Origin of the sequence: Methylocella sp., assembly GCF_041905455.1 — a bacterium.
Taxonomy (GTDB): Bacteria; Pseudomonadota; Alphaproteobacteria; order Rhizobiales; family Beijerinckiaceae; genus Methylocapsa.
The window spans coordinates 19,172-40,472 of the sequence record NZ_JAYRLA010000021.1 but is presented as its reverse complement, the minus strand read 5'-3'; the positions used below and the strand labels follow the sequence as shown (position 1 = coordinate 40,472).

24 protein-coding genes, 1 tRNA gene and 1 pseudogene are annotated in these 21,301 nt (G+C 62.0%); 14 read left to right on the top strand and 12 right to left on the bottom strand.

The genetic code is table 11. From position 1 onward, the window contains the following. Window positions 1-138 precede the first annotated feature (138 nt). From ACE3OG_RS14730 to ACE3OG_RS14715, 4 genes and pseudogenes are all read left to right on the top strand, one after another. Window positions 139-414 (top strand): annotated as a pseudogene (locus tag ACE3OG_RS14730) (recombinase family protein); the annotation flags it as partial. A 137-nt stretch (window positions 415-551) separates the two neighbouring features. Then, window positions 552-713 (top strand): hypothetical protein, encoded by a 162-nt coding sequence (locus tag ACE3OG_RS14725; RefSeq protein WP_374309966.1) that lies wholly within the window; start codon window positions 552-554, stop codon window positions 711-713. 222 nt (window positions 714-935) lie between these two features. Further along, window positions 936-1,583 carry a hypothetical protein gene (locus ACE3OG_RS14720; protein ID WP_374309964.1) on the top strand — a complete coding sequence of 216 codons (648 nt, stop codon included), beginning with the start codon at window positions 936-938 and terminating at the stop codon, window positions 1,581-1,583. Window positions 1,584-2,384: 801 nt separating this feature from the next. After that, window positions 2,385-3,725 carry a hypothetical protein gene (locus tag ACE3OG_RS14715; protein ID WP_374309962.1) on the top strand — a complete coding sequence of 447 codons (1,341 nt, stop codon included), beginning with the start codon at window positions 2,385-2,387 and terminating at the stop codon, window positions 3,723-3,725. A gap of 89 nt (window positions 3,726-3,814) precedes the next feature. Here ACE3OG_RS14715 and ACE3OG_RS14710 read toward each other — a convergent pair whose 3' ends face one another. From ACE3OG_RS14710 to ACE3OG_RS14695, 4 genes are all read right to left on the bottom strand, one after another. After that, a complete protein-coding gene (locus ACE3OG_RS14710) occupies window positions 3,815-4,537 on the bottom strand; it encodes a hypothetical protein (RefSeq protein ID WP_374309960.1) in 723 nt (240 codons plus the stop codon). 338 nt (window positions 4,538-4,875) lie between these two features. Further along, complete coding sequence (locus ACE3OG_RS14705) at window positions 4,876-6,279, bottom strand: relaxase/mobilization nuclease domain-containing protein (protein ID WP_374309958.1); 1,404 nt, start codon at window positions 6,277-6,279, stop codon at window positions 4,876-4,878. Next, a complete protein-coding gene (locus ACE3OG_RS14700; RefSeq protein WP_374309956.1) occupies window positions 6,242-6,601 on the bottom strand; it encodes a MobC family plasmid mobilization relaxosome protein in 360 nt (119 codons plus the stop codon). Before ACE3OG_RS14700 ends, ACE3OG_RS14705 begins: the two co-directional genes overlap by 38 nt. Window positions 6,602-6,835: 234 nt before the next feature. Next, window positions 6,836-7,294 carry a helix-turn-helix domain-containing protein gene (locus ACE3OG_RS14695; protein ID WP_374309954.1) on the bottom strand — a complete coding sequence of 153 codons (459 nt, stop codon included), beginning with the start codon at window positions 7,292-7,294 and terminating at the stop codon, window positions 6,836-6,838. A gap of 148 nt (window positions 7,295-7,442) precedes the next feature. Between ACE3OG_RS14695 and ACE3OG_RS14690 the strand changes: the two genes are divergently transcribed. The 4 genes from ACE3OG_RS14690 to ACE3OG_RS14675 are packed head-to-tail and all read left to right on the top strand — an operon-like array spanning window position 7,443 to window position 9,978. Continuing rightward, entirely contained in the window at window positions 7,443-9,110 is a 1,668-nt protein-coding gene (locus ACE3OG_RS14690; RefSeq protein ID WP_374309952.1) for a type IV secretory system conjugative DNA transfer family protein, read from the top strand. Beyond that, window positions 9,107-9,412: a hypothetical protein gene (locus ACE3OG_RS14685; protein ID WP_374309950.1), complete on the top strand. Its 306-nt coding sequence runs from the start codon at window positions 9,107-9,109 to the stop codon at window positions 9,410-9,412. Before ACE3OG_RS14690 ends, ACE3OG_RS14685 begins: the two co-directional genes overlap by 4 nt. Next, window positions 9,405-9,626 carry a hypothetical protein gene (locus ACE3OG_RS14680; protein ID WP_374309948.1) on the top strand — a complete coding sequence of 74 codons (222 nt, stop codon included), beginning with the start codon at window positions 9,405-9,407 and terminating at the stop codon, window positions 9,624-9,626. Before ACE3OG_RS14685 ends, ACE3OG_RS14680 begins: the two co-directional genes overlap by 8 nt. Continuing rightward, window positions 9,607-9,978, top strand: a complete 372-nt coding sequence (locus tag ACE3OG_RS14675) for a hypothetical protein (protein WP_374309946.1) — start codon at window positions 9,607-9,609, stop codon at window positions 9,976-9,978. The genes ACE3OG_RS14680 and ACE3OG_RS14675 overlap by 20 nt, the downstream gene beginning before the upstream one ends. Here the strand turns inward: ACE3OG_RS14675 and ACE3OG_RS14670 are convergent. Both ACE3OG_RS14670 and ACE3OG_RS14665 read right to left on the bottom strand, forming a co-directional pair. After that, the gene (locus ACE3OG_RS14670; RefSeq protein ID WP_374309944.1) at window positions 9,975-11,519 is read right to left on the bottom strand and encodes a beta strand repeat-containing protein; all 1,545 of its coding nucleotides are present in this window, start codon (window positions 11,517-11,519) and stop codon (window positions 9,975-9,977) included. The genes ACE3OG_RS14675 and ACE3OG_RS14670 overlap by 4 nt on opposite strands. Next, window positions 11,516-11,872 (bottom strand): hypothetical protein, encoded by a 357-nt coding sequence (locus ACE3OG_RS14665; RefSeq protein ID WP_374309942.1) that lies wholly within the window; start codon window positions 11,870-11,872, stop codon window positions 11,516-11,518. Before ACE3OG_RS14665 ends, ACE3OG_RS14670 begins: the two co-directional genes overlap by 4 nt. A gap of 52 nt (window positions 11,873-11,924) precedes the next feature. Between ACE3OG_RS14665 and ACE3OG_RS14660 the strand changes: the two genes are divergently transcribed. Further along, window positions 11,925-12,572 carry a recombinase family protein gene (locus tag ACE3OG_RS14660; protein ID WP_374309940.1) on the top strand — a complete coding sequence of 216 codons (648 nt, stop codon included), beginning with the start codon at window positions 11,925-11,927 and terminating at the stop codon, window positions 12,570-12,572. A gap of 75 nt (window positions 12,573-12,647) precedes the next feature. Here ACE3OG_RS14660 and ACE3OG_RS14655 read toward each other — a convergent pair whose 3' ends face one another. Beyond that, a complete protein-coding gene (locus tag ACE3OG_RS14655) occupies window positions 12,648-12,812 on the bottom strand; it encodes a hypothetical protein (RefSeq protein WP_374309938.1) in 165 nt (54 codons plus the stop codon). A 279-nt stretch (window positions 12,813-13,091) separates the two neighbouring features. On the opposite strand from ACE3OG_RS14655, the gene ACE3OG_RS14650 reads away from it, so the two are divergent. Beyond that, on the top strand, window positions 13,092-13,367 hold the full coding sequence (locus ACE3OG_RS14650; RefSeq protein ID WP_374309936.1) for a hypothetical protein: 276 nt from the start codon (window positions 13,092-13,094) through the stop codon (window positions 13,365-13,367). Window positions 13,368-13,387: 20 nt separating this feature from the next. On the opposite strand, the gene ACE3OG_RS14645 is transcribed toward ACE3OG_RS14650, so the two are convergent. The 3 genes from ACE3OG_RS14645 to dcm are packed head-to-tail and all read right to left on the bottom strand — an operon-like array spanning window position 13,388 to window position 16,344. Continuing rightward, complete coding sequence (locus ACE3OG_RS14645; protein WP_374309934.1) at window positions 13,388-14,629, bottom strand: type II restriction endonuclease; 1,242 nt, start codon at window positions 14,627-14,629, stop codon at window positions 13,388-13,390. Beyond that, a complete protein-coding gene (locus ACE3OG_RS14640) occupies window positions 14,616-15,047 on the bottom strand; it encodes a very short patch repair endonuclease (protein ID WP_374309932.1) in 432 nt (143 codons plus the stop codon). The genes ACE3OG_RS14645 and ACE3OG_RS14640 overlap by 14 nt, the downstream gene beginning before the upstream one ends. A gap of 28 nt (window positions 15,048-15,075) precedes the next feature. Next, window positions 15,076-16,344, bottom strand: coding sequence for a DNA (cytosine-5-)-methyltransferase (dcm, locus tag ACE3OG_RS14635; protein WP_374309930.1), 1,269 nt, complete (start codon window positions 16,342-16,344; stop codon window positions 15,076-15,078). 665 nt (window positions 16,345-17,009) lie between these two features. Here dcm and ACE3OG_RS14630 point away from each other — a divergent pair. After that, a complete protein-coding gene (locus tag ACE3OG_RS14630) occupies window positions 17,010-18,626 on the top strand; it encodes a recombinase family protein (protein WP_374309978.1) in 1,617 nt (538 codons plus the stop codon). Here the strand turns inward: ACE3OG_RS14630 and ACE3OG_RS14625 are convergent. Both ACE3OG_RS14625 and ACE3OG_RS14620 read right to left on the bottom strand, forming a co-directional pair. Further along, window positions 18,583-18,659 (bottom strand) — tRNA-Met (locus ACE3OG_RS14625). The two genes, ACE3OG_RS14630 and ACE3OG_RS14625, sit on opposite strands and share 44 nt — an antisense overlap. Window positions 18,660-18,828: 169 nt before the next feature. Continuing rightward, window positions 18,829-19,296, bottom strand: a complete 468-nt coding sequence (locus ACE3OG_RS14620) for a DUF1236 domain-containing protein (protein ID WP_374309928.1) — start codon at window positions 19,294-19,296, stop codon at window positions 18,829-18,831. A gap of 282 nt (window positions 19,297-19,578) precedes the next feature. Here ACE3OG_RS14620 and ACE3OG_RS14615 point away from each other — a divergent pair, with 282 nt between their 5' ends. From ACE3OG_RS14615 to ACE3OG_RS14605, 3 genes are all read left to right on the top strand, one after another. Further along, the gene (locus ACE3OG_RS14615) at window positions 19,579-20,478 is read left to right on the top strand and encodes a DnaJ C-terminal domain-containing protein (protein ID WP_374309926.1); all 900 of its coding nucleotides are present in this window, start codon (window positions 19,579-19,581) and stop codon (window positions 20,476-20,478) included. A 150-nt stretch (window positions 20,479-20,628) separates the two neighbouring features. Continuing rightward, window positions 20,629-20,919, top strand: a complete 291-nt coding sequence (locus tag ACE3OG_RS14610; RefSeq protein ID WP_374309924.1) for a chaperone modulator CbpM — start codon at window positions 20,629-20,631, stop codon at window positions 20,917-20,919. Continuing rightward, window positions 20,916-21,293 carry a response regulator gene (locus tag ACE3OG_RS14605; RefSeq protein WP_374309922.1) on the top strand — a complete coding sequence of 126 codons (378 nt, stop codon included), beginning with the start codon at window positions 20,916-20,918 and terminating at the stop codon, window positions 21,291-21,293. The genes ACE3OG_RS14610 and ACE3OG_RS14605 overlap by 4 nt, the downstream gene beginning before the upstream one ends. Window positions 21,294-21,301: the final 8 nt, after the last annotated feature.

Here is a 21,301-nt window from a genome sequence, read left to right as displayed (position 1 = left end):
TCAGGACCTCGCCCATAAGGTCCGCCGCGGCATGGCCGGCGTCGTCCGCGACGGCCGACACGCCGGCGGACGTGCTTACGGCTATCGCCCGGTAGCCGTAAGCACGGCGAGCTCGAGATCGTCGAGGCCGAGGCGGCCGTGGTGCGCCGCATCTTTTCAGCCTACGCCGACGGCGCGACGCCGCGGGCGATCGCCGGCGAGCTCAATCGCGAGGGCATTCCGCCGCCGCGGGGGGCGCGCTGGAACGCCTCGACGATCAATGGTTCGGCGCAGCGGCGCAACGGGTTGCCGCACAATGAGATCTATGTCGGGCGAATCGTCTGCAACCGCGTCGGCATGGTGCGCGACCCGTCGACCGGCCGACGCGTCTTCCGGCCAAAGCCGCCGGAGGCGTGGCGCATCGCCGAGGCGCCGCATCTGCGGATCGTCGACGAGGATGTTTTCGAGATGGTGAATCGTCGCCGCCAGAGCCGCACGGGCGATCCGCGCAGCCACCGCACGCCCAGGCGGCTGCTCTCGGGCCTGCTCAATGCGGCGCCTGCGGCGGAGGAATGTCGGTCCACGACAAGGACAAGACGGGCAAGACGCGCATTCGCTGCTCGACGGCGCGCGAGAGCGGCTCCTGCGGCCACGGCCGGCTCTATTACCTCGAGGCGATCGAGACGCTCGTTCTCGATGGTTTGCGTGAAGAGCTGGATGGAAGGACTGAATGAGATTGGCCGGGGCGTTGCGGTTGGCACTGCCTTCCCCCGGCCGATAGCGGCGTGTCGTTCCTACCCATGATCGGGCACGCCGTTTCCTAGCCCGCCAGCCGCCCCGCTGGCGGGTTTTTTGTCTGTTCCGTATTTCGTCCAAAAACGTTCCTGGAAGAAGTTGACACGTCGTCATATCGTCCGTATTTATCCTATAAACCTCGCACGGAATGATGGCAGGATATGACAAACGTTTTTAGAACGCCTCAGAAGGCAACAAACCGCCGCAAACTTTTTGAGCTAGGGGAACGCGCGCTTGAGCAAGCGGGCTGGCGCATCGAGCGCATCCAAGGCATCGGCAAGTCTAGCGTTCGTAGGATCGTGAAAGGGGCCGAACAGCACACGGTTTCCATTCGCACGACGCAAGACACATGGATTGCCTTCCCACGGAACGACGACGACAGCGGATGGGTCACGCTGGACGACGTGGATTACGTCGTAGCCGTCACCGTTGATGATAAGGACAGTCCGAAGCGCGGCTTGGTCTACATGGTGGACGGCGACGAAATGCGGGAACGTTTCGACCGCGCTTATCGTGCAAGGATGGATGCGGGGCATAGCATCCCCCTTGGGCGCGGCGTTTGGGTTTCGATGTTCGTTGCCGAAGACCCCGACGCGCCGTCTTCGATTGGTGGCGGCATTGCGCTTGGCAAGCGGCCCCTTCTTAGCGTGAAGTTAGGTGACGTGGACGGCGAAGCGGTCGCCGAACCTTTGGTTCAAGCTTCTACGCCGCACCATGCAGCACCATTGACCATCGCAGAGGCGAAGCGACGTTTGGCGCAATCGCTTGGCGTTGACCCCGAGAAGGTCAAGATTGTGATTGAAGCGTGAGTCGTAGCAATGGGCCGGTAACGGCCCGCTCGGTCTTCCGCTCGGCGTGGGTAATGTGTGGGTAGATTTTCAGTTACGCCGAATTTCTCAATAAAATCAATTGTATATGGTAGCGGAGGTCCGCTACAGCCAATCCCCCCAATCGGATTGTGCCGACTTTATGTTCGTCTGTTAAATATCGCCTTGGACTTACCCGCCGATACGACAAAACTCTTGATGTTTTACTTTGTTTTCTCTACAGCATCAAGTCATTTTTTAAGGTCATATCCAAGCAACCAAAATCAATTGCTTACTTTTTATTGCATATTACATACCAATGATTCTTTGCGATCAACACCTAGTGCCAAAGCCACTAATGCGAGCTGCGACATTCGTCGCATTTGGTCTCGACAAAATCACGTCATCGGTCGCCATCGTTCATCTTGACTTATGTTCCAATTAGTCATACATAATCGCGTTTCTAAGATCGGTTGAGGCGTCCAATGCGTCTGCACCTCGTTCTTTGGTTTGTAATTTGCACGTCCACGATCATCACTGAGGCTGAAGCAAAGAAGTATTGGTATTGCGCACGCATAACTGAGCGCCTTAGTGTTCGTTGCGAAAGTTGCTGGACGTGGATTGGCGGGGAGGCCGGTCGTGCAGCATGCACGATTAAATACGGCGGTGGCGTAAATACTCGATATGGCAAGTGTGATGAAGATCGAAATCGCTGGCGCTGCACGCGGTAGCTTAGCCTCATAGAAAACTACATTAAAGCCTTCAACAGGCACTCAGATAACGTGTTGGCCATGGGAGGCTATTATGAGGCTAGTACGGGTATTTATAATTGTCTGTGCTATTATATTCACATCTTTCACAGCTGAGGCTAAAATATCACTTAATCCCGAGAAGTCTATATCAAAACTAATCCAAGAATTTAGAGCTGCCATCCAAAGCATAATTTCAACTGCTAGCTGGGAGTTTCAAGTTTCTACAGCACAGGCTGTAAATAACTCAAATATTTTACTTAGAAACGTTGAAGAGACATACGCTGATACAGTGGATAAGACTGTCAAAGATTTAAGTAACATTGAGAAGGACGCTTTTGAGAGGTTAGCCTCTCTGCTAGACGAATTGGAGACTGGTGCCGATAGAGTTCTGGACAGACCGCTGTCTGCCATCGAAGATATTACGGCGCTGGTAGCTGATAATGTATTCGGCAATAAGCCGATTGTTACAAGATTTAGTCCAAATTATATTGGTCCCGCTCTTTCTACAGACGTTGTCCGAGTTGCGATTGGTGGATTGAGGCTGCATACCGCTGAGTTTGCCAAGCCAAAGTTGGAATTGGCTGGAGAAATTTTTCATGGCGCATCTACGGACAGATCGATCACTTTTGACCTTCCTCGCGACATATTTGGTAAGTTGGCTGATCGACCCGCCTACTCCACCATGAAGCTTACTCTTGAAGGCAAGTCAGAAACATTTGCAAAAAGATGGTTGAATATTCCACAAATTGTTGAATATCAACTGAGCATGATTGTTTTGCCTGAGAAGATTGGAGATTTTTTTATCTCAGGTGCAGTATCTTTGGAGGGTACAATAAGAGAAGACTTTGTCCCGAAGCCTCCTCATCTTACTGCAACGGGCGGCCCTGGAATGGGCACTCCGGAAGGTCACTGCTACCATGCGCCTGAGGGAACAGAGTTTGACCTGAGCACGGCGCGGCCGGAATGGATCGAGCGCTACGGCGCAGAGCCTGGCGGCGGGGCAGGGAAATTGAATCCCTATGTCAACATCGGTCAAGTTATCTTTGATCCGCGATACGCCATCGATAAGAAAATGATCTGCCTTCTTGTAACCGCAGGTACTGGCTGCAAGGGTTGTCCTGCAAGGTCAGTAGGTAAAATTGTTGCGCAAACTGTTAGAAAGTATACGACTGAGAGGCCATTTGCGGACAGATTAACTGACCTTAAATGGGATGATGCTGAAATAAAGCTTGATAGCGACATTCAAGGTCATACGTTGAATATTTCAATATTCGGAGGACCGCGCAGATCGATCTCGCTGGACAAGTCTGTTTCAATCTCACCGTTCGTTCGCTTGGAGGTGAGTAACGCCGCAAAAAAAGCCTTCATCCAGCCTATTGTTCCGGCGCGTTGATGGCTTGATACGTTGCAGTGTTCGATCATTACGCGGAATGTTGCCACTGGCGGCGGCGGTCTGGTCCGGCTCGATGTGGAAGCCCTTTTTTACCCGGAAAGCAATTCCGGTCGCTCGACAGGCGGTATGGTTTTCATAAGGGCGCGAAAAATGCCGTCCATGCAGCGCCCAGCCCATTGCCCAACGGCGATTTCGCAGCTCCCTGCGGCCCGGTAGTGTCTGTATCTCTTGTTCTGTGACTCTCGTGTCGCCCCTGGATTTCCGGGCGGTTCTGGCCAATCCTGCCGGTGATGGCGCGGAAACAGCGGCGCTAGAAGCCTGACGACCAGGCCGACGCACATGCGCGACCGGTGGCCGGTCATGACATGCACCTGTATGTAGCCCTCCCGCTCAAGCTGCCGCAGATAGCGCTGCACCGTCCGACCACAGCGGCCCATCCCGCGCGCGAGATAGCTGACGGTGATTTCCAGAGACCGGCCTGCGCGGTTGGCGCGATAGGCCGTCTCCATGATCTTGCGGGCGCATCGGCGCGCGCCGTCCGTCAGATTGCGGTCGTCCTCGATCCGCGCGGCGGTCGCCGGAACGAACGCGCCCGAGTCCTTCGGCGGCGTGTGGCGCGGGCGTTCGGCAGCGCCAGGCAGATGGCAATGGCGCAGAGATCGCTGCCGCCGGGCCTCCCGGTCGGCAAGGAAGTGACTGTATTCGCTTGCAGGGATCGTCGGAAGCGCGGATGCGACAATGGCGCGGGCGCGCAGGGCGGTCCTCGCCATGTCCATCAGTTCTGATTCGGTCGGTAGACAGGTTTGCAGCATGGTATTTCCTCGAATGCAGTTGAGGAAAACCCGCAGAAAACAAAGGCGCACGACCGCACCGAAAGAAGTTCTTGCCTTCTCTCGTGAAGTGCGGGATATTCAAACTGTCAGATTTGATTGGTGCTTCCCGCACTGATGCAGTGTAAGGCCCGCTTCGGCGGGCTTTCTCTTTTTTATTTCATGGATAAATGTGAAGTTGTGGGCGCATAACGCGTCTATTGTGCCTGAATAACCTTGTAACGATCAAGGCGCACGTCGAAACGCGCACTGAGCGCGGCTTTCGCCGGACGCGATCCCTCCGGCGAAGACGGTGGCTGCCCGAATCTTCATGATCCGCGTCACGGTTTCGGCTTCGGCGGGAGTGGCGGCTCCGGGACGCGGGTGCGCTCCATCCGCCGCGCCGGTCCCTGCCACTGCGCCGGATGGCGTTTGTAGCCGCCTTCCTGCTTCCGCCACTTTTCGGCCCTCGCCTTGATCGGCGCCATGGCGGCCCGGTACTCGGCGCCGCGCTCTTTCCGGGCGTGCTTTTGGGCGGCACGTTCCGCCGCCTGCTGGCCTTTCAGGTCGGCGCAGAAGGCCAGATAGCGTTCGCGCAGCTTCGACAGGCTGGCGTCATGCGTCTGGCCGTGCGTGTGTCGGATATGCCTGATTTCGGCGCGCTGCGCCTGGCCCAGCTCGCGGCGCTCCCGCTGCTGGGCCAGGTCGAGGCCGTTCTTTCTTTCCCGGCCGCTCAATGCGACGTAAAGCAGCGTCATGGCGTCGATCCCGACCGCCGTGCGTGCGCCTTTGTCCTCTTCCTGCCTGCGCAGTTCGCGCACCGTCTGGAAAGCGTTCCAGATGTTGCCGAGCAGCGTCCCCTCCCGGCGATAGAAGGCGTGGCGTTCCTCGCGATGCGCCTGCTTTTGCGCTTCCCACTGCGCAGCGTGCTTCAGCCCGGCCGCGACGATGGCGCGCGTCGTCGTCTGGTCGCGGAAATCCGCAAGCTTGGCCTTGCCGGTCTCGTAGAGCTTTTTCGCATCGGCCCACGCGTGCGCGTGGGCGGCCTTCATATCCCGGTCGCGCTGCTCGAGCTGAGCGTATTTCGCGCGCTGCTCGGCGCGGATGAAATCCGCCGACAGGCTGTCATTGCCGGTCGTGCGGTCGGCCTCGAACTGGTGGCGGGGCTTCCGCGACCCGTCCACCTGTTCGCCCGCCGCACGCTTTGCGGCGTTCTCCTCCCGCTTCGGGCTGTAGGTCTGCCCGTGCCTGCGCTGATATTCGAGCGCCCATTTCGAGAGAATTTTGGCGCTGTTGCCGTCGTCAGCCGCAACGCCGTTCTCGGGGTTCACGCGGTTGACGATGATATGCACATGGGCGTGCGGCGTGTCGTTGTGCGACACGATCAGCGCCTGGCAATGCCCCATGCCGAGGCGGTCCAGGGTTTCGCGCGCGCATTCAAGCTGGTGCTCCCGCGTCGGCTTCTCGTCGGGGTGCCAGGTCAGCGCATAGGTGAAAACCGGCCGTGTCGTCCGCTTCGACGCTTTCAGCCCCGCCGCCTTTTTCAGCTCGGGGGCTGATATGGCGGTATGCGCCATCATGCGCCATGCGCGGTCCGGGTCGGCCGTCGGCAGATTGACGGTCTCAACCCAGGCCGCGCGCTCCGTCGTCGTGCGCGCCGCCTCGCCCTCCTGCCGCTTGTCGTGCAGATAGTAGGCGGCTGCGCCCTTAAACGACCGGCCGGTTGTCTGGACGACGGGATTCATAGAGCCGGTCCAGCTCGCCGTTGATGCGCGCGATCAGGTCGGACAGGTCGGGCGGCGCGGCGCGGCCTGCGTTCATGTGCTTCGCGATCTGGTTGAGGTTGTTGCCGAGACGGATCAGCGCGGTCGCGACGTTCGCCAGCGGTATCTGCTGCGCGGCGGCAACCGGCATGCGGTAATCGAGCGCGCGGCGGCGCATGAACTCGGACGGGGAGATTCCGAGAGCGGCGGCGGCCTGCTCTACCCGCACGCGCTCGGCCAGCGTCAGACGGGGATTTGGACCCGCCAGCAGCAGCTCGCCCGCTTCTTTCCTCGGTCGCGCCATGCATCACGTCCGCCGCACGTATGGCCCGGAATTGGGCCGCCCTCTTGCCTCGCAGAGCCAGGTTTTGCACAGCAAAAACACATCTGGCTATGCCTCTTCCGAGACATAAGGCTACCAGATTGCGGTTAAAACGGGATTAAGGCGCTGTATAACGCAGTCGTTATGAAAACGCTACCATTACTATACTTGGGGCGCTACCGTTCCCCCCATTGCGCGAATCCGGATTGAAGGCGATCAGGCGGCTTCCGGGCGGTTGCGGACAGCATGCCCGAGTATGCGGCTCCACAGACTCGGAACGGGTGAAACGGTCGGCGGCGTGACCGGAGCGGGCGTGACAACAGGCTGGTGGGTGAGCGCCAGCCGCTCCGCCTGCCTTGCCCACCGGTCGCGGTCGGTTTCAAGGTCGCCGATGCGCCGGTCCTTCTCGGCTAGCAGAGCTTTCAGGCCGTCGAGCTGCGCGGCAAGGGCGTTACTGTCCGTTCCGCCGGGGGTTACGGATTGTTCCGTTTTTCCGGGCGCAACGGGTTCCGCAACGGTTACGGGCGGATAGACCCGGTGAAGCTCCGCCGGCTCGATCCGCCAGTCTCCTGCCTCGCCCTTCACGGCGGAAATCCGGCCGTTCCTGATAGCGCGATGAATGGATGTCTTGCTCACGCCGGTTGCCTGCGCGGCGGTTCCGAGGGTGTAAGTCATAGGGTTACGTTTCCTTCCAAAATTGTCGTGTGAAACAGTTACAGTAACAACAGCGTGATTATCCTCCGGCCGTTGCTTTGCTGCAATATCAACGTCTGAAATAACCCCGCAAAATATTGGTGATTTAACGTAAGAACGGCGTCCGGCGATGTCTTACAGGCAAACCCAGCCACAGATGCCGGTATGGCTCGAAGATATTTTCATCACCATCAAGGACGTTTACGAGTGGATCGCGTGGTTCACGCTGGTCTTCCTCGCGCAACAGGTCGTTCCGTTTCTCTTCAGCTATACGCCGTCGAGCTGGCCGCCGCTGGCGCGCTATGCCCTGACGGCGTTTTATTTCGGGCTGCCGTTCATCCTTCTGAGCCGCAAGGTGATGCGCCGAATCCTGCGCCTGATCCTGGGCGCGCCGGTCATCTTCGGACAGGCTCGCTTCGCCAGCTACCGCGAGCTGCGCCGCGCCGGGCTGCTGCGGCCGGGCGGGCGCTTCATGGGGCAGTTCGTGCGGGGGTGGTTCCGCCGCCGAGCCCATGACATCAGCCTGCACGGCGAAGGCCATGTGCTGACGATTGCGGCGCAGGGCGGCGGCAAGACGACCGGCCTGATCATCCCGACGCTACTCACCTACACGACAGGCCCGGTCGTGGTGACGGACCCGAAAGGGGCGATCACGGCACAGACGCGGCGCTGGCGCGCGTCGCTCGGCCGCGTCGTCGTCCTCAACCCCTGGCGTGACGAGCTGGCGGCCGATCCGTCCTTCGGCCTCGATCTCGGCGATGACGGGTTCAATCCGCTGCAAGGGGTGAACGCGACTCAGGACGGCATGGCAGTGGCGCGCACGGTCGCGGCGCTGCTCTCGCCGGACCGGCCGGGCGAACAGAGCTATTGGACCAGCGAAGCCCGGTCCCTGCTCGAATGGGGGATGCTCTGGCTGGCCGTCCACCGCCCGAAAGCGTGCACGCTGCCGCGCCTGCATGATCTGCTGTTCAACACCGGCGAGCTGGTGAAGATCATGGAAGCCTGCACGACGACAGTGCGCGACGGGCCGGGGATCGGCGCGCTGAAGAAAGGCGCGGGAAAATTTTACGGCATGATCGACACGGGGGCAGGGGCGCAGCTCTCCGGCATCATCGGCATGGCGACGGCCGAGCTGGCGATCTATGACGAGGATACCCGTTTGGCCGCCCATGTCAGCCGCGACGGCTTTCGCCTCGCGGACCTGAAGGCCGGGGGGCCGCTGACCGTGTTCGTCATCTGCCCGCCGGATCACCTGGTCGGCGATGATCGCAAATGGCTCAACCTCATCCTCTCGATGATCTGCCAGCAGGTCGGCAAGCCCGGCCGCGCCGTCGAGACCGTGCTGTTGATGGATGAATTTCCGGCGCTCGGCTATCTGCCGAACCTGGCCGGGGCGCTCGAACAGTTCCGCGAAGCGGGCTTACGCGCGCACCTGATCGCGCAAAACCCCGGCCAGATCATCACCATCTACGGCGCGGACGGCCTGCGGCGCTTCTGGGGGGCCTGCGAAAACAAGCAATTTTTCAGGATGACGGACCCGCAACAGTCGGCCGAGCTGTCGGCCTGGATCGGCGAACGCCAGACCAAGAATTACAGCTACAATCCGAAAGGCGACGAGTCGGAGTCCTATATCGGTGTCCCCCTGATCCGGCCGGACGAGCTGCTGCGCATGGGGCCTGACCGGCAGATCATCCTGCGCGCTGGGTTGCGCCCGATCGCGGCGCACACGCTGCCGTTCTTCAAGCGGCCGGAATGGGGTAGGCTAGTCGATCCCAATCCCTACAGGGGGCAGTCATGACGGCCGAGACGCCCGCGGTCGAAACGCCCGACGCCGCGCCTGCAAAGCCTGCCTGGTGGCGGCGGGTGCTGGCGTTCGTCATCGAGATGCTGATGGCGGGCTATACCCTGGGAATGATCGTGCTCGCCGGTCTCGGCATGATCGATATCATCAGCAAGCTGGAACCAGCGCCCGCCGATCCCGACATGGCGGGATCGGTGGCGATGGCTCCGGTTGCGGTGCTCGCCGTCCTGGTCTGGCTGTTCGCCGTGAAAGGCGTGAAGGCGTGGCTCTACAAACCGCGAGGGCGGAAACATGCCTAAAGTCGAGATCGAGATCACCGACGAACAGGCGGCGCGCGCGAAAGAGCTGGCGGATTATTTCAAGCAGACGCACGACCAATTTCTGCGCGACGTTTTCAAGGGCGGCATTGAGCAAGCCGAAACGCTAAAAGAATTACGTGATGATCCCGAACCGATGTTCGAGCGCAAGCCAAGCGCCGACCCGCACGAGATGGATGATGACATTCCCTTCTGAGACATTCCCTACTGACCAGCTGGCGTCACTCCATCCTGATCTTTTGGTCGAGCTGCAAGCCCGGCTGTTCATCGCGGTCTATTCCGTACCGCTGCAAGAGCGGGATGGTGTGCTCGGCCGCACGCTGTTCGATCTGACGATAGAAACGGGAATTCCGGTCGAGACGCTGGCGGCCGTCGCGGCCACGCTTCTGCCCGTGCTGAAACTCCCAAGCGACAAGCCGCCGCCTCCCACCGCCTCGCGCGGCCGCCCGGTCATCCCTCGGCCTAGTCGCCCTGCGGGATCAACCCCGCGCATGACAGTCGCCGAATTGCAGGCCCTCGCTAATCGGCTGGTCGTCAGAGGGCGCTAATTGGTCAACGCGATATAGTCCCAACCGCGCGTCGCACCGTTGCAGATATAAAGACGGTTGTTGGTGGTATCGATGCTTTGCCTGCCGCGCTCGGCGTTGTTGTCGCAATCGGCGGCGGGCGGCGCTCCGGCGTTGTTATCCTCGAACTGCACGTATTTTCCATCCGGGACATGAAACGCCGACTCCGGTGCCGCGACGGTAATACCGATGCGGGCATTGCCCGCCGCCAGGTTGGTCCCGTAAATGGTATTGCCGATGCTGAGGAAATTGCTGGTGCCGGCGGCCGGTGCATCCACTGTATTGTTAGTGCCGATCAGAATATTATTGCTGCCTGTTGCCAGCGTTGTGCTGCCGACGCTGTTACCTATGGCAGTATTATTAGCGCCGCTTGTCAAACTAACCAGCGCGTCAGCGCCGACCGCCGTATTCCCCGAGTTTGTGGCTGAAGAGAGAGTATATTTACCAACTGCAGTGTTGCTGTCGCCCGTGGAATTGGTGAACATCGCACCCGCGCCGAGCGCCGTATTATATCGCCCTGACGTATTGTTAAAAAGCGTTCCGGACCCAAGCGCTGCATTGTCCGCGCCCGTGTTGTTCGTGAGAGTGTTTGCGCCGACAGCCGTATTTCCAAACGCGGTCGTATTACTGCGCAGCGCCTGCTGCCCCACTGCCGTATTGCTGCCGCCGGTTGTGTTGTATGCAAGGGCGTCCACGCCGATTGCCGTATTGGATGCGCCGGTCGTATTACTATAAAGTGCACTATAACCCACTGCGGTCAGGTTGCTTGCCGTTGTATTTGATCGCAAAGCCTGTACGCCAAGTGCTGTATTACCGGTGCCGGTTGTATTGTCGCTGAGCGCGTAAAACCCGATCGTCGTGTTGTTTGCGCCGGTTGTGTTATCTTGCAGCGCTGTAAAGCCGACCGCCGTGTTTGCGCCGCCGCTCGTGTTTTCTCTCAAGGCGTAGTAGCCTAGGGCGGTATTATTTTGTCCGTCAACATTGTTATAAAGCGCCATGTGGCCGACGGCCGTGTTGTTCCCGCCCGTTAAATTCGATCTGAGCGCGCTCCGGCCCAGCGCCGTATTACCGGTGCCGGTGGTATTGCCGGTAAGCGCGTAATAGCCGATGGCCGTATTGTCCGTGCCAGTCGTATTATCGCGCTGAGCGGCAAAGCCGACGGCCGTGTTGTTCTCGCCCGTTAAATTTAATCCGAGCGCACTCCGGCCCAGTGCCGTGTTGTAGGCACCGCTTGTATTGGCGCTAAGCGCGTTGTATCCTACGCCTGTATTGCTGGCACCAACCGAGTTCTGCAATACTTGGTAACCGAATCCGACATTGGTGGAAGAGAAGATCACCTGCGACTGCCAGACGGACGACTGGCATCGCAAGTTATAATACATCCCTGAATTTTCAGGCCCGCCACTCCATCGAACGGCGTTAGCGGCAATTCCCGCGCATGAGCTTCCCGGTGTTGGCTCCTGAGCCGCGATTGGCCCAGCGGCGATGAGCGCCAGAGCAAAGACTGCAACGCCGATTTTCATGGCGCGGTCTCCCTCTGGTCTGCGTATGCATCGAAACCTTTGCTGCCGTAGTCCGCCATTGACGCGCCGTAGTGGATTCCGGCGCGGACGTGCAGGCCGGAGGCGTCAAGAAAAGCCGCCTCTCTGCCCTGAACGATAAACCGGATGACGCCGTTTTCGTCGTCGGACTCGACTCGGGTCTGCGGCAGCGCGTTTGCCGCTGTTGCGGGCTGTTCCTGTGCCATAACGGCCGAACTTAGAAGCAACGCGGCTAGAAACGCAAATAGTATAATCCGCATTAAACCGGTCCTTTCTACGCGAATACCGTAGCATTGATACTTATACGTCGAAAGACTGTAAATCAGCTTAAGCACAGCGAAAGACGCCCTCATTTCCAGAGCGCGTAAAATGGAACATTTGTGAGCGGTGTTTTTCACCCTCGCCAACCCGCTGAAAACAAAGGGGCTGGACCGCTCAAAACCCTGCGCTTATAATGCTGCCATGAAAATCGGCTATGCGCGCGTCTCGACCGACGAACAGAACCTGGACCCGCAACTGCATGCGCTGGCGCAGGCGGGCTGCGAGTCCGTGTTCGAGGATCGCGGCGTCTCCGGGGCCAGCTCACAGCGGCCGGGCCTCCTGGCGGCGCTGGCGGCGGCCAAAGAAGGCGATACACTCGTTGTATGGCGCATCGACCGGCTCGGCCGATCCACGCTGCACCTGTTGCAGCTCCTTGACCATTTGCGCGGCCGGGGCGTCGGCTTTCTCTCGATCATGGACGGGATCGACACGACGACGGCGGCGGGCCGCATGGCGTTCACGATGATCGGCACGATTGCCGAGTTCGAGCGCAGCATGATTTCCGAGCGGACCAGGGCGGGCATTGCGACCGCACGGCGGCGGGGAAAAAGGATCGGCCGCCCGCCGAAAGTGACGCCCGACCAACTCGATTACGCCCGCGAGAGGATCGAGGCCGGAGAGGGCCGCGCGGCTGTCGCCCGCAAGCTCGGGATTGACCCGTCATCGCTACGTCGGCTGTTGAATGCCCCGCCTGGCGGTACGGGCGCGATTTGAGCCGAGTCGGCGTCTCGGGTGTACCCTTGCCTTCCGGACCGAAAACCGCCTGTACGGGCCTTAAAACGCGAAAGATTATTGCTGGGTGTCGTTGAGGCTAAGACGGACCTTGATGCGGTCAACGTCCAGTTCGAGCGCCGCCATGCTGCGCTCCTGGCGCAAGACGTCGCCGCGCAATGCATGGACTTCGGTGCGAAGTGCATGCACGCTGCCCTGAAGATCGCGGATGTTGTCTTTCATCTCGCCGACATCTCCGCGTATGGCGCGAAGGTGATCCAGTATCAAATCATGCGGCTCAGGTTTCTTTGTCGTCATATGTCGAATTATAACAGAATACCTATCCCGAGAACAGGTACCGCGTCCGCCTTTGGCTGCCGACAACGCTAGCGCGCCGTCTATTCACGGGCTAAAGTGATTTTAACATTCTGCTGATACAGTGGCGGCATGGCAAAACGCCGTGGATTTACTGCGCGTCCTGCACCGAAAAAGCCGACTGACGCCATAGAGGGATCGGCGGCGGTGCTGACGTATGCGATCAAGCTGTTCGACCGCGAGGACGGCCGCGCGGCCGACTGGCCCTTGCTGGCCGACGCGCTTTTTCGCGCTGCGTTCAAGGCGCTCGATGAAATCCCCGGCGACCCGCGCGCGGAGTCGCTCCTGCGGCGCGTTCATGCCGGGGCGTATAACCGGCTGGTCGGCAATGCCGACGACTCCGGAACGATCATGGGGCCGGACAACACGGATGCGCCCATGCCGGACACGCGGCCCGTGCCGTCGCTCGAACACGAACCCTAGACGGCCGCCAATAGAGGCTTTCAGGGAACCCCAAGCAGCCGGACGTCTGCGATGAAACTTTCCAGGGTCTGGAGATGGGGCTGCACCGACTTCGGAAACGCCGTCACCAGCGGCATCGGAACCACGAGCTGAACGCCCGCGCCGGTCATTTCGCGGAACTGGCTTTCGGACACGCCTTCCTGAAGAGTCAGCAGATGCTTGACCGGTATCCGGTCCGCCTCGTTCAGGATCTGACGCCAGCGATCCTTGCATGTCGTCTTCACGGCCAGCATTCGCAGCCTCGCATCGGGAAAATGCCGGTCTTTGTAGGCGGGCTGTGACGGAAACAGGAAGTCGGGCCGCTTGCCCGGCTCCGACTCCGGCTGGTGGGCAAAGTCGTCGCCTTCGCGCAGGCGTTCCTCAATGAAAATTTCCCGCGTGTGCAGCTCAAGCGAACGGCCGGAACGCGCCTTGCGCCTTTGCAGGATCGTCTGCGCCCGCGCGATGAAGTCATCCACATTCGTAAATCCGGCGGTTATCGCCGGAAGCTCGACAGCCTCTTCTACGCTGCGAAAAATCTGGAACTCGCATTCTCGCCTGCGGATCAGCCGATGATCCGGATCACGCCCCGCATCGGGCCTAAGCTCGACTGTCTTGCGGATGATCTCCACTCCCGACGGGAACCGCGTCAGCCACGCCGGGGGAATTTCCGAAGGCTCAAGCCAGCAGCTGGCGCGCGGCGCGGGCGCTGGCGGGAAGAGGCTGGGCAGGGTCGAGCTTACCGGCGACCAGATTGCCCATTTGCCGGGTTCGACCGGGCCGATCCGGTCTTCGACAAGCTCTTCCTCGGTTTCGTGGCGGCATACCCACACATGGCATTCCGTGGCCGCGCCGCTCCCGTCGAGCGCAAACGCGAACACTGTCAGCGATCCGGTGCTGTCCGGGTCGAGAAGCGCCGAACTGGCCCCGCCAAAGCCGGTCAGCCGCGCCTCGTTCCGGCCGCCTGTCGGATTCTCGTGGAACTTGTTGTTGTAGTAGATCGCCCTGACCTGGCGATGATCGGCATGCGAGTCGATGTAGAGATCAAACCTGGTGTCGGGGTTCTTGATGTCCCTGCGATTGATCGCCGGGAAAATGCCGAAAAGAAATTCTTTCGGAATGTAGGGGCCGGCCTGATGCGTGCCGTTCGCCAGCGTGTCGTTGCCTGTGAGGCGCTTGACGTACCAGATGAATGACGGGCCGGTGAACTCGTCCAGCCAGTCGGTAAAGTCAGCAAGCGGCACGTCGTTTCCCCCTGATCTCTCCCGTGCGGCGCTCGGACCGCAGCCAGTCCGCCAGCTCGTCGAGCACCAGTTCCGAAGATCGGCGCTCACGTCCTTTCAGCGCGCATTCCCAGACGGTCATGACGCGCCAGCCGGTCGCCAGAAGGTCGGCCACAGCTTTGCCGTCCCTGTTGCGGTTGCCTTCGATCTTCTGCCGCCAGAATTCGATCCGCGAGGCGGGCCACCTGAACAGATGACAGTCGTGGCCATGCCAGAAACAGCCGTGAACAAAGATCGCGGCGCGCCTTCCCGGAAAGACGAGATCGGGACGGCCGGGCAGCGTCCGCGCGTGCAGGCGAAACCGGAAACCTCTCGCATGAATTCCCCGGCGGATGAGGATTTCGGGCCTGGTGTCCTTGCCCCGGATACCGGCCATCATCCGGCTGCGCGTTGCGGGATCGACATTATCAGCCAATGAGGGGCAACCGGCGCTGAAGGTGTCCGGGACCGACGGCCGCTTCAGCCCCGATCCACGGCGCAATATGACGGCCGACCGCCTCGACCACAGGGACGACGACGGCGTTGCCAAACTGCTTGTAGGCCTGCGTGTCCGAAACCGGGATCACGAACCGGCTTTCGCCCGGCCTGTCAAAGCCCATAAGCCTTGCGCACTCGCGAGGCGTGAGCCGCCGGGGATTGCGGCGGCCCTGCTGCACGAGAATTTCCGAACCGTCCTTGTAGTACCTGGCGGAAAGCGTGCGCGCGACGTGCTGCGGCCCGACCAGCCCGAACCCGAAGCCGTTGCCCATCTCGCGGTGCTTGTCGGCATAGTCCCGGAGATAGCGCCAGAGATGATCCGTCAGCGTGTATTTCTCGGCAACGCGGCCATTCGGGCCTGTGGTGAAAGGCTTTTCTGCCGTCTCGCTGCCGTCCTCCGGATGAAAAATGCTTCCGAGGCGGGGACCGTTCAGCGGGTCCGGCAGGGAAAAATCTGCAAAGGTGAAATCATTGGGCTCGCGGAAGCCGACAATAAAGATGCGTTCACGGTGCTGCGGAACCCATGATCTGGCGTCGATCACCTTCCAGTGCACCTGATAACCGAGTTCCTCGGTCAGCGTACGGCGGATGATATCGAACGTGCGGCCCTTGTCGTGATTGACGAGGTTTTTCACGTTCTCAAGCACAAACGCCCTCGGCTGGTGGTGCTCGATGATCCTGGCGACATCAAAGAACAGCGTCCCCTGCGCCTCGCATCGAAAACCATGCGGGCGCTTGAGCGCGTTCTTTTTCGAAACGCCTGCAATCGAAAATGGCTGGCAGGGAAAGCCTGCCAGCAACACGTCGTGCTGCGGAATGTCCTTGGCGGCAATCTTCGTGATGTCGCCGTATACTTCATGATCACAGACATAATTGGCCTTGTAGGTGGCCTGAGAATACCGGTCCCATTCGCTGGTAAAGACACATCTGCCGCCCAGAGGCTCGAAGCCCCGCCGCAGGCCGCCGATGCCTGCAAACAGATCGACAAAACTGAACAGCGGCCGGGTTTCCGGCTGGCGGTGTCCGGTCCTTACCTTTTCCTGGAGAACGCGAAGCGCCGCTTTCCTAGGGGATGCCTCGCCGTTTTCCCACCGGTACAGGGTCCGGATGGAGAAACCGACCTCACCCGCAAGCTGCTCGATTGAAATGCCCGCCCGCTCCCGAAGCTTTGAAAACTCTGACTGGTGAATCGGTCGCATGCGGCCCCTCTGGGTAGATTGTTGCCATTGTGGCAGGCCGCCGCCCAATCAACAAGAACAAAAAGCGAAAATTCGCGGCTTTGTTCACCCCTTGAGCTTGTCGCGGCAAGTCAGGCCGCACGGGACCGATCCGCCTTCAGACCTGGTGCCATTCCCTTGGTGAGATGAAGCCCTGACATTCCCCCGGAGCCGACGCATCCCGCGCAGCACGAAAGCGGGAATCTGTCACCCGAAGGGCCGCAGCGAAGCGCAGGACGGCGAAGCCGTTGACGGGTTTCCGCGTCGTGCTTTGCTCGCTGTTCGTGATTTGATGAAGCTTTACGCCTGTCTAAATCCGCCGCCCACGAATTGTTTATCTTGCCAGCCCTTCAATGCGCGTCGAGCATCGTGTATATAGCGGCCCAAAGTCAGTTCCCGAAGCTCTAGACTGGCTGGAAGCGGCCAGAGGAAGGGGGCCGTGTCCAGCAATACGCCGGTTGCAAGTCTGACGACGCCTGTGGTCGCGGGAAACCGCGCAAACGACAATCGACCCGGAGGCCGGTCTGCTGGCCTCGATCCAAAAATCCTTGAATTCGTGCGGACTCTTGCACGCGCCGCCGCGCGGGCGGATCATCAGGCTTTCATCGACCGCGCCGGACAACCGGCCGCCGGGAAAGGCGAGTGACATGCGCGCCGCGATCTACGCCCGTTTTTCTTCCGAACTGCAAAGCGAACGGTCGGTTGACGATCAGGTGGCGCTCTGCCGCGCGTTCGCGCTCAAGAGCGGCCTTGAGGTCGTCGCCGTCTATGACGACCGGGCGCGTTCCGGCGCGTCGATCTTCGGACGTGACGGTCTCATGCGCATGATGGACGCCGCGCGGGATCGCGCCTTCGACGTGCTGATCGTCGAAGCGCTTGACCGTCTGTCGCGCGATCAGGAAGACCTTGCGGGCATCTGGAAGCGGCTGAAATTTCTCGGCGTCGATGTCCTTGCCGTTCATGACGGCAAGGCCGACCAAATCCAGATCGGCATTCGCGGTCTGGTCGGCGCGCTCTACCTTCAGGACCTCGCGCACAAGGTGCGGCGCGGCCTCTCGGGCGTGGTGCGCGGCGGGAAGCATCCCGGAGGGCGCGCCTATGGCTATCGCGCCGTACCCGGAAAACCGGGCGAGCTGGAAATCGTCGCCGCCGAGGCGGAGATCATCCGGGAGATATTTGCCGCCTATGTCGGCGGCAGGACGCCGCGCGAGATCGCGGCGTCGCTGAACGGCCGGAAGGTGCCGCCGCCGCGCGGCGGGCACTGGATGGCGTCCACGATCAACGGTTCGCTGGCGCGCCATAACGGGCTGATCCTGAACGAGCTGTATGCCGGGCGCATCGTCTGGAACAAGGTGCGGATGATCAAGAATCCGGACACGGGCAAGCGCGTGTCGCGGCCGAACCCGCCTTCCGAGTGGCAGGCGATTGACGCGCCGCATCTGCGCATCGTCGATCAGGACATCTACGAGAAGGCGGTCGCCACGAAACTGGAGCGCGGCGGTCCGAAGCCGCACCAGAAACGGACGCCCCGGCGTCCGCTGTCCGGCCTTCTGCGGTGCGGGCATTGCGGTGCCGGAATGTCCATGAAGGACAGGCGCAACAACCGCGTCCGCATCCAGTGCACGCAGATGAAGGAAGGCGGTGCCTGCGATCACCGGCGCGCCTATGACCTTGAGACCGTCGAGCGGACGGTGTTCGACGGTCTGAAAGCGAACCTGACTGACCCGGCGCTGATTGCCGAATACGTCCGGACGTATAACGACGAGCGCAAGCGCCTCGCCGCGAGTCTGAATGTCAGCCGCGCGCGCATAGAGCGCCGCATCGGACAGGTGACGCGCGAGATTGACCGCCTGATCGACTCCTATGCGAAGGGCTTCAGCGAAGACGAGGAAATGAAACTTCGGCTGCCGCCGCTGCGCGCGGAACGGCAAAAGCTTGAAAGCGATCTTGCCTGTGCCGAGAAGCCGCCGGAGATGGTCAGCCTGCACCCGGCCGCGATCCTGCGGTACCGGCAACAGGTCGAGAACCTGAACCAGGCGCTGAGCGCCGAAACGCTGGGCGACGATCAGGAACCGGTGCGGGCGCTGCGCGAGCTGGTGGCCGCAATCATCGTTCACCCGACGCAGACAGGCGAACGCCTCAATATCGAGGTGCGCGGCCGTCTCGCGGCGCTCATCGGTCACGATGTGTTCCCGCAGGCGCGCATGTGGGGGGGAACGTTGGTAGCGGAGGAGGGACTCGAACCCCCGACACAAGGATTATGATTCCTCTGCTCTAGCCGGCTGAGCTACTCCGCCCCGACGCCTTGCGGCGCGATGCGCGGCTTGGATAGGCGCAAGGGGCGTCAGGTGTCAAGCGGACGACGAAGCGTCGAGCGACGGGCCCGCGCCGGCATGGGCTGCTCCGCATGCGCCACGCTTGGGCGGGCGCGCGAGGCGGAAAGCGTCCTCGCGCGTCCTGTCCGCGTCAGGCGGCCGGAAGCACCTGGACGACGCGGCGGGTGCCCGGATGCACGATCACGACCTGATTGTTCACGACCGTGAACAGCGTGCGGGGATCGCCGTACTGCTCCGGCACGCGATAGAGCGGAACGCCCTTGGGGATACGCATGCCGACCGCCACCGGGCCGGAATAGGAATGCGTCGGAATCCCGTACTGATGGACGTAGGTCTGCAGGCTCGGCCAATGCGCCGGGGCGACGCCGGTCAGGATCTGGGCGCCGCCGCCGACGACGCCGCCGACCACCTGCGCTCCGCCGGCGACGCCGCCGACGAGCGCTCCGCCGGCGCCGCCGATCAGGCCGCCGATCGGACCGCCGGAGCGCTCTCCTTCGCTCCAGCCGTACTGCATGCCGGAAATGGGGTCGTCGGCGAACGCCGCGACGGGAGCGAGCAGCGGCAGCAGAGCGCCGAGCATAGTGAGCTTCGAGGTCATTGGTGAGGAATCCCCTGGCGGATTGAATCTGGCGGATCGGGCGACGGACGCCGCTCGAGGGCGACGGACGGTCGCCGCTTCGCCTCGCGCCCGCCGGCGGCGGGCTTGCGCCGGCGGGCGAAGCGCGGCGAACCCTTCTGGTCAAGCATGAATTCACATGCGCTTCAAGCGCGCGGGCCGACTTTCGCGCTCACGCGAACTTGACGAATCGGGCTGCAACGTCGCCGGCTTTGGTGTAATCAGGCTCGCGGCCGAGACGGCGGCGCGACGGGAGAACGGGCGGTGAGCGCAGATCCCTACGAGGTTTTGGGCGTCCCCCGCTCAGCGACGTCCGACGAGATCCGCAAGGCCTACCGCAAGCTCGCCAAGGCGCATCACCCGGACCTCAATCCGGGCGACAAGGCCGCCGAGGAGCGCTTCAAGGCGGCCGCCTCCGCTTACGATATTTTGAACGATCCGGAGAAGCGCCGGCGCTTCGACGCGGGCGAAATCGACGCCTCCGGCGCCGAGCGCCCGCAGCATCAATACTACCGCTCCTACGCCGGCGGGCCGCAGGGCGAGCCCTACGCCAGCGACGCCGGCTACGCCGATTTCCTCGACGACGAGGCGCTGGCGAGCATCCTGCGCGGCGCGCGCCGGCGCGGCCCCTTGCGCGGGCGCGACGTCGGCTACCGGCTGCGGGTCGACTTTCTCACCGCGGTCAACGGCGGCTCGGCCCGCGTCATGCTGCCCGACGGGCGCTCGATCGAGGTCGCCGTCCCGCCGGGGACCGAGGACGGCCGCACGCTGCGGCTGAAAGGGGAGGGCGAGCCCGGCCGCGACGGCGGCGAGCCCGGCGACGCGCTCGTCGAGATCGAGGTCGCGCCGCACAAGTTCTTCACGCGCGAGGGCGACGACATCCATCTCACCCTGCCGGTGAGCCTCGCCGAGGCCGTGCTCGGCAGCGAGGTTCCGGTGCCAACCCCGACCGGGGCAGTGAGCATGAAGCTGCCGAAGGGCGCGAACTCAGGGACGAAGCTGCGGCTGCGCGGCAAGGGCGCCGCGCGTCGCGAGGGCGGGCGGGGCGACGAATATGTGACGCTCTCGATCGCCCTGCCCGACAAGCCTGACGCGGACCTCGAGGCGTTCGTCTCCGGCTGGGCCGGCGCGGGCTATGATCCGCGCGGCAAGCTCGGACTCTAACGTATTTTCAGAAGAAGTCGCACACTTTTGCGTTGAGGAAAAACGCGTTTAAACAAATGGTTGAAGCGCGTTCTGCGAACAGGGAAGCTCGGAGCGCGTCCTAGGCCGCCGGCGTGCGGGCGCATGAAGGCGGCGAAGACGGAGGAAGCGATGATCGAACGGCGGGAGTTCCTGGTCCGCGCGCGCATCGAGGCGGCGACGCTCGAAGCCTATATCGCCGAGCGGTGGGTCAGCCCGCCGCGGCCGGACGGCGAGGAGACGTTCTCGGAGGGCGACCTCGCGCGCGCGCAGCTGATCGGCGAGCTCAGGGCGGACCTTGGCGTCAACGACGAGGGAATCGACGTGATCCTGCATCTCATCGACCAGATGCACGGGTTGCGCCGGGCGCTCGGCGAGGCGCTGGCGCAGGCCGGCCGAACGCCCGCGAGCGGCCGGCGATGAGCGCGGCGCGGAGGCTGCGCATCCTCGTCGCCGAGGATTGCGAGGCCGGCGCGCCGCTCGCGCTGGCGACGGCGCGCATCCGCCCCCAGGCCGTGCTCGAGGAGGCGGCCAACGCCGACGAGGCGCTCGGCGCGGTGGCGCAGGGGGCGGTCGACCTCGCGCTGATCGACTTCGGCCGTCCCGGCGCGGACGGGCTCGAGCTCGCCGCGCTGATCCGGCGCGCGCGGAGCGACATTCCTCTCGCCGTCATCTGCTCGCAGGATGACGCCTGGACGCGGGCGCGCGCGCTCGACGTCGCCTTCATCCCGCGGCCGGCGACCGAGGAGGCGCTCGCCGCCTTCCTCGCGCGCGCCGAGCTGCGGCTGACCTCCTGACGTCCGGG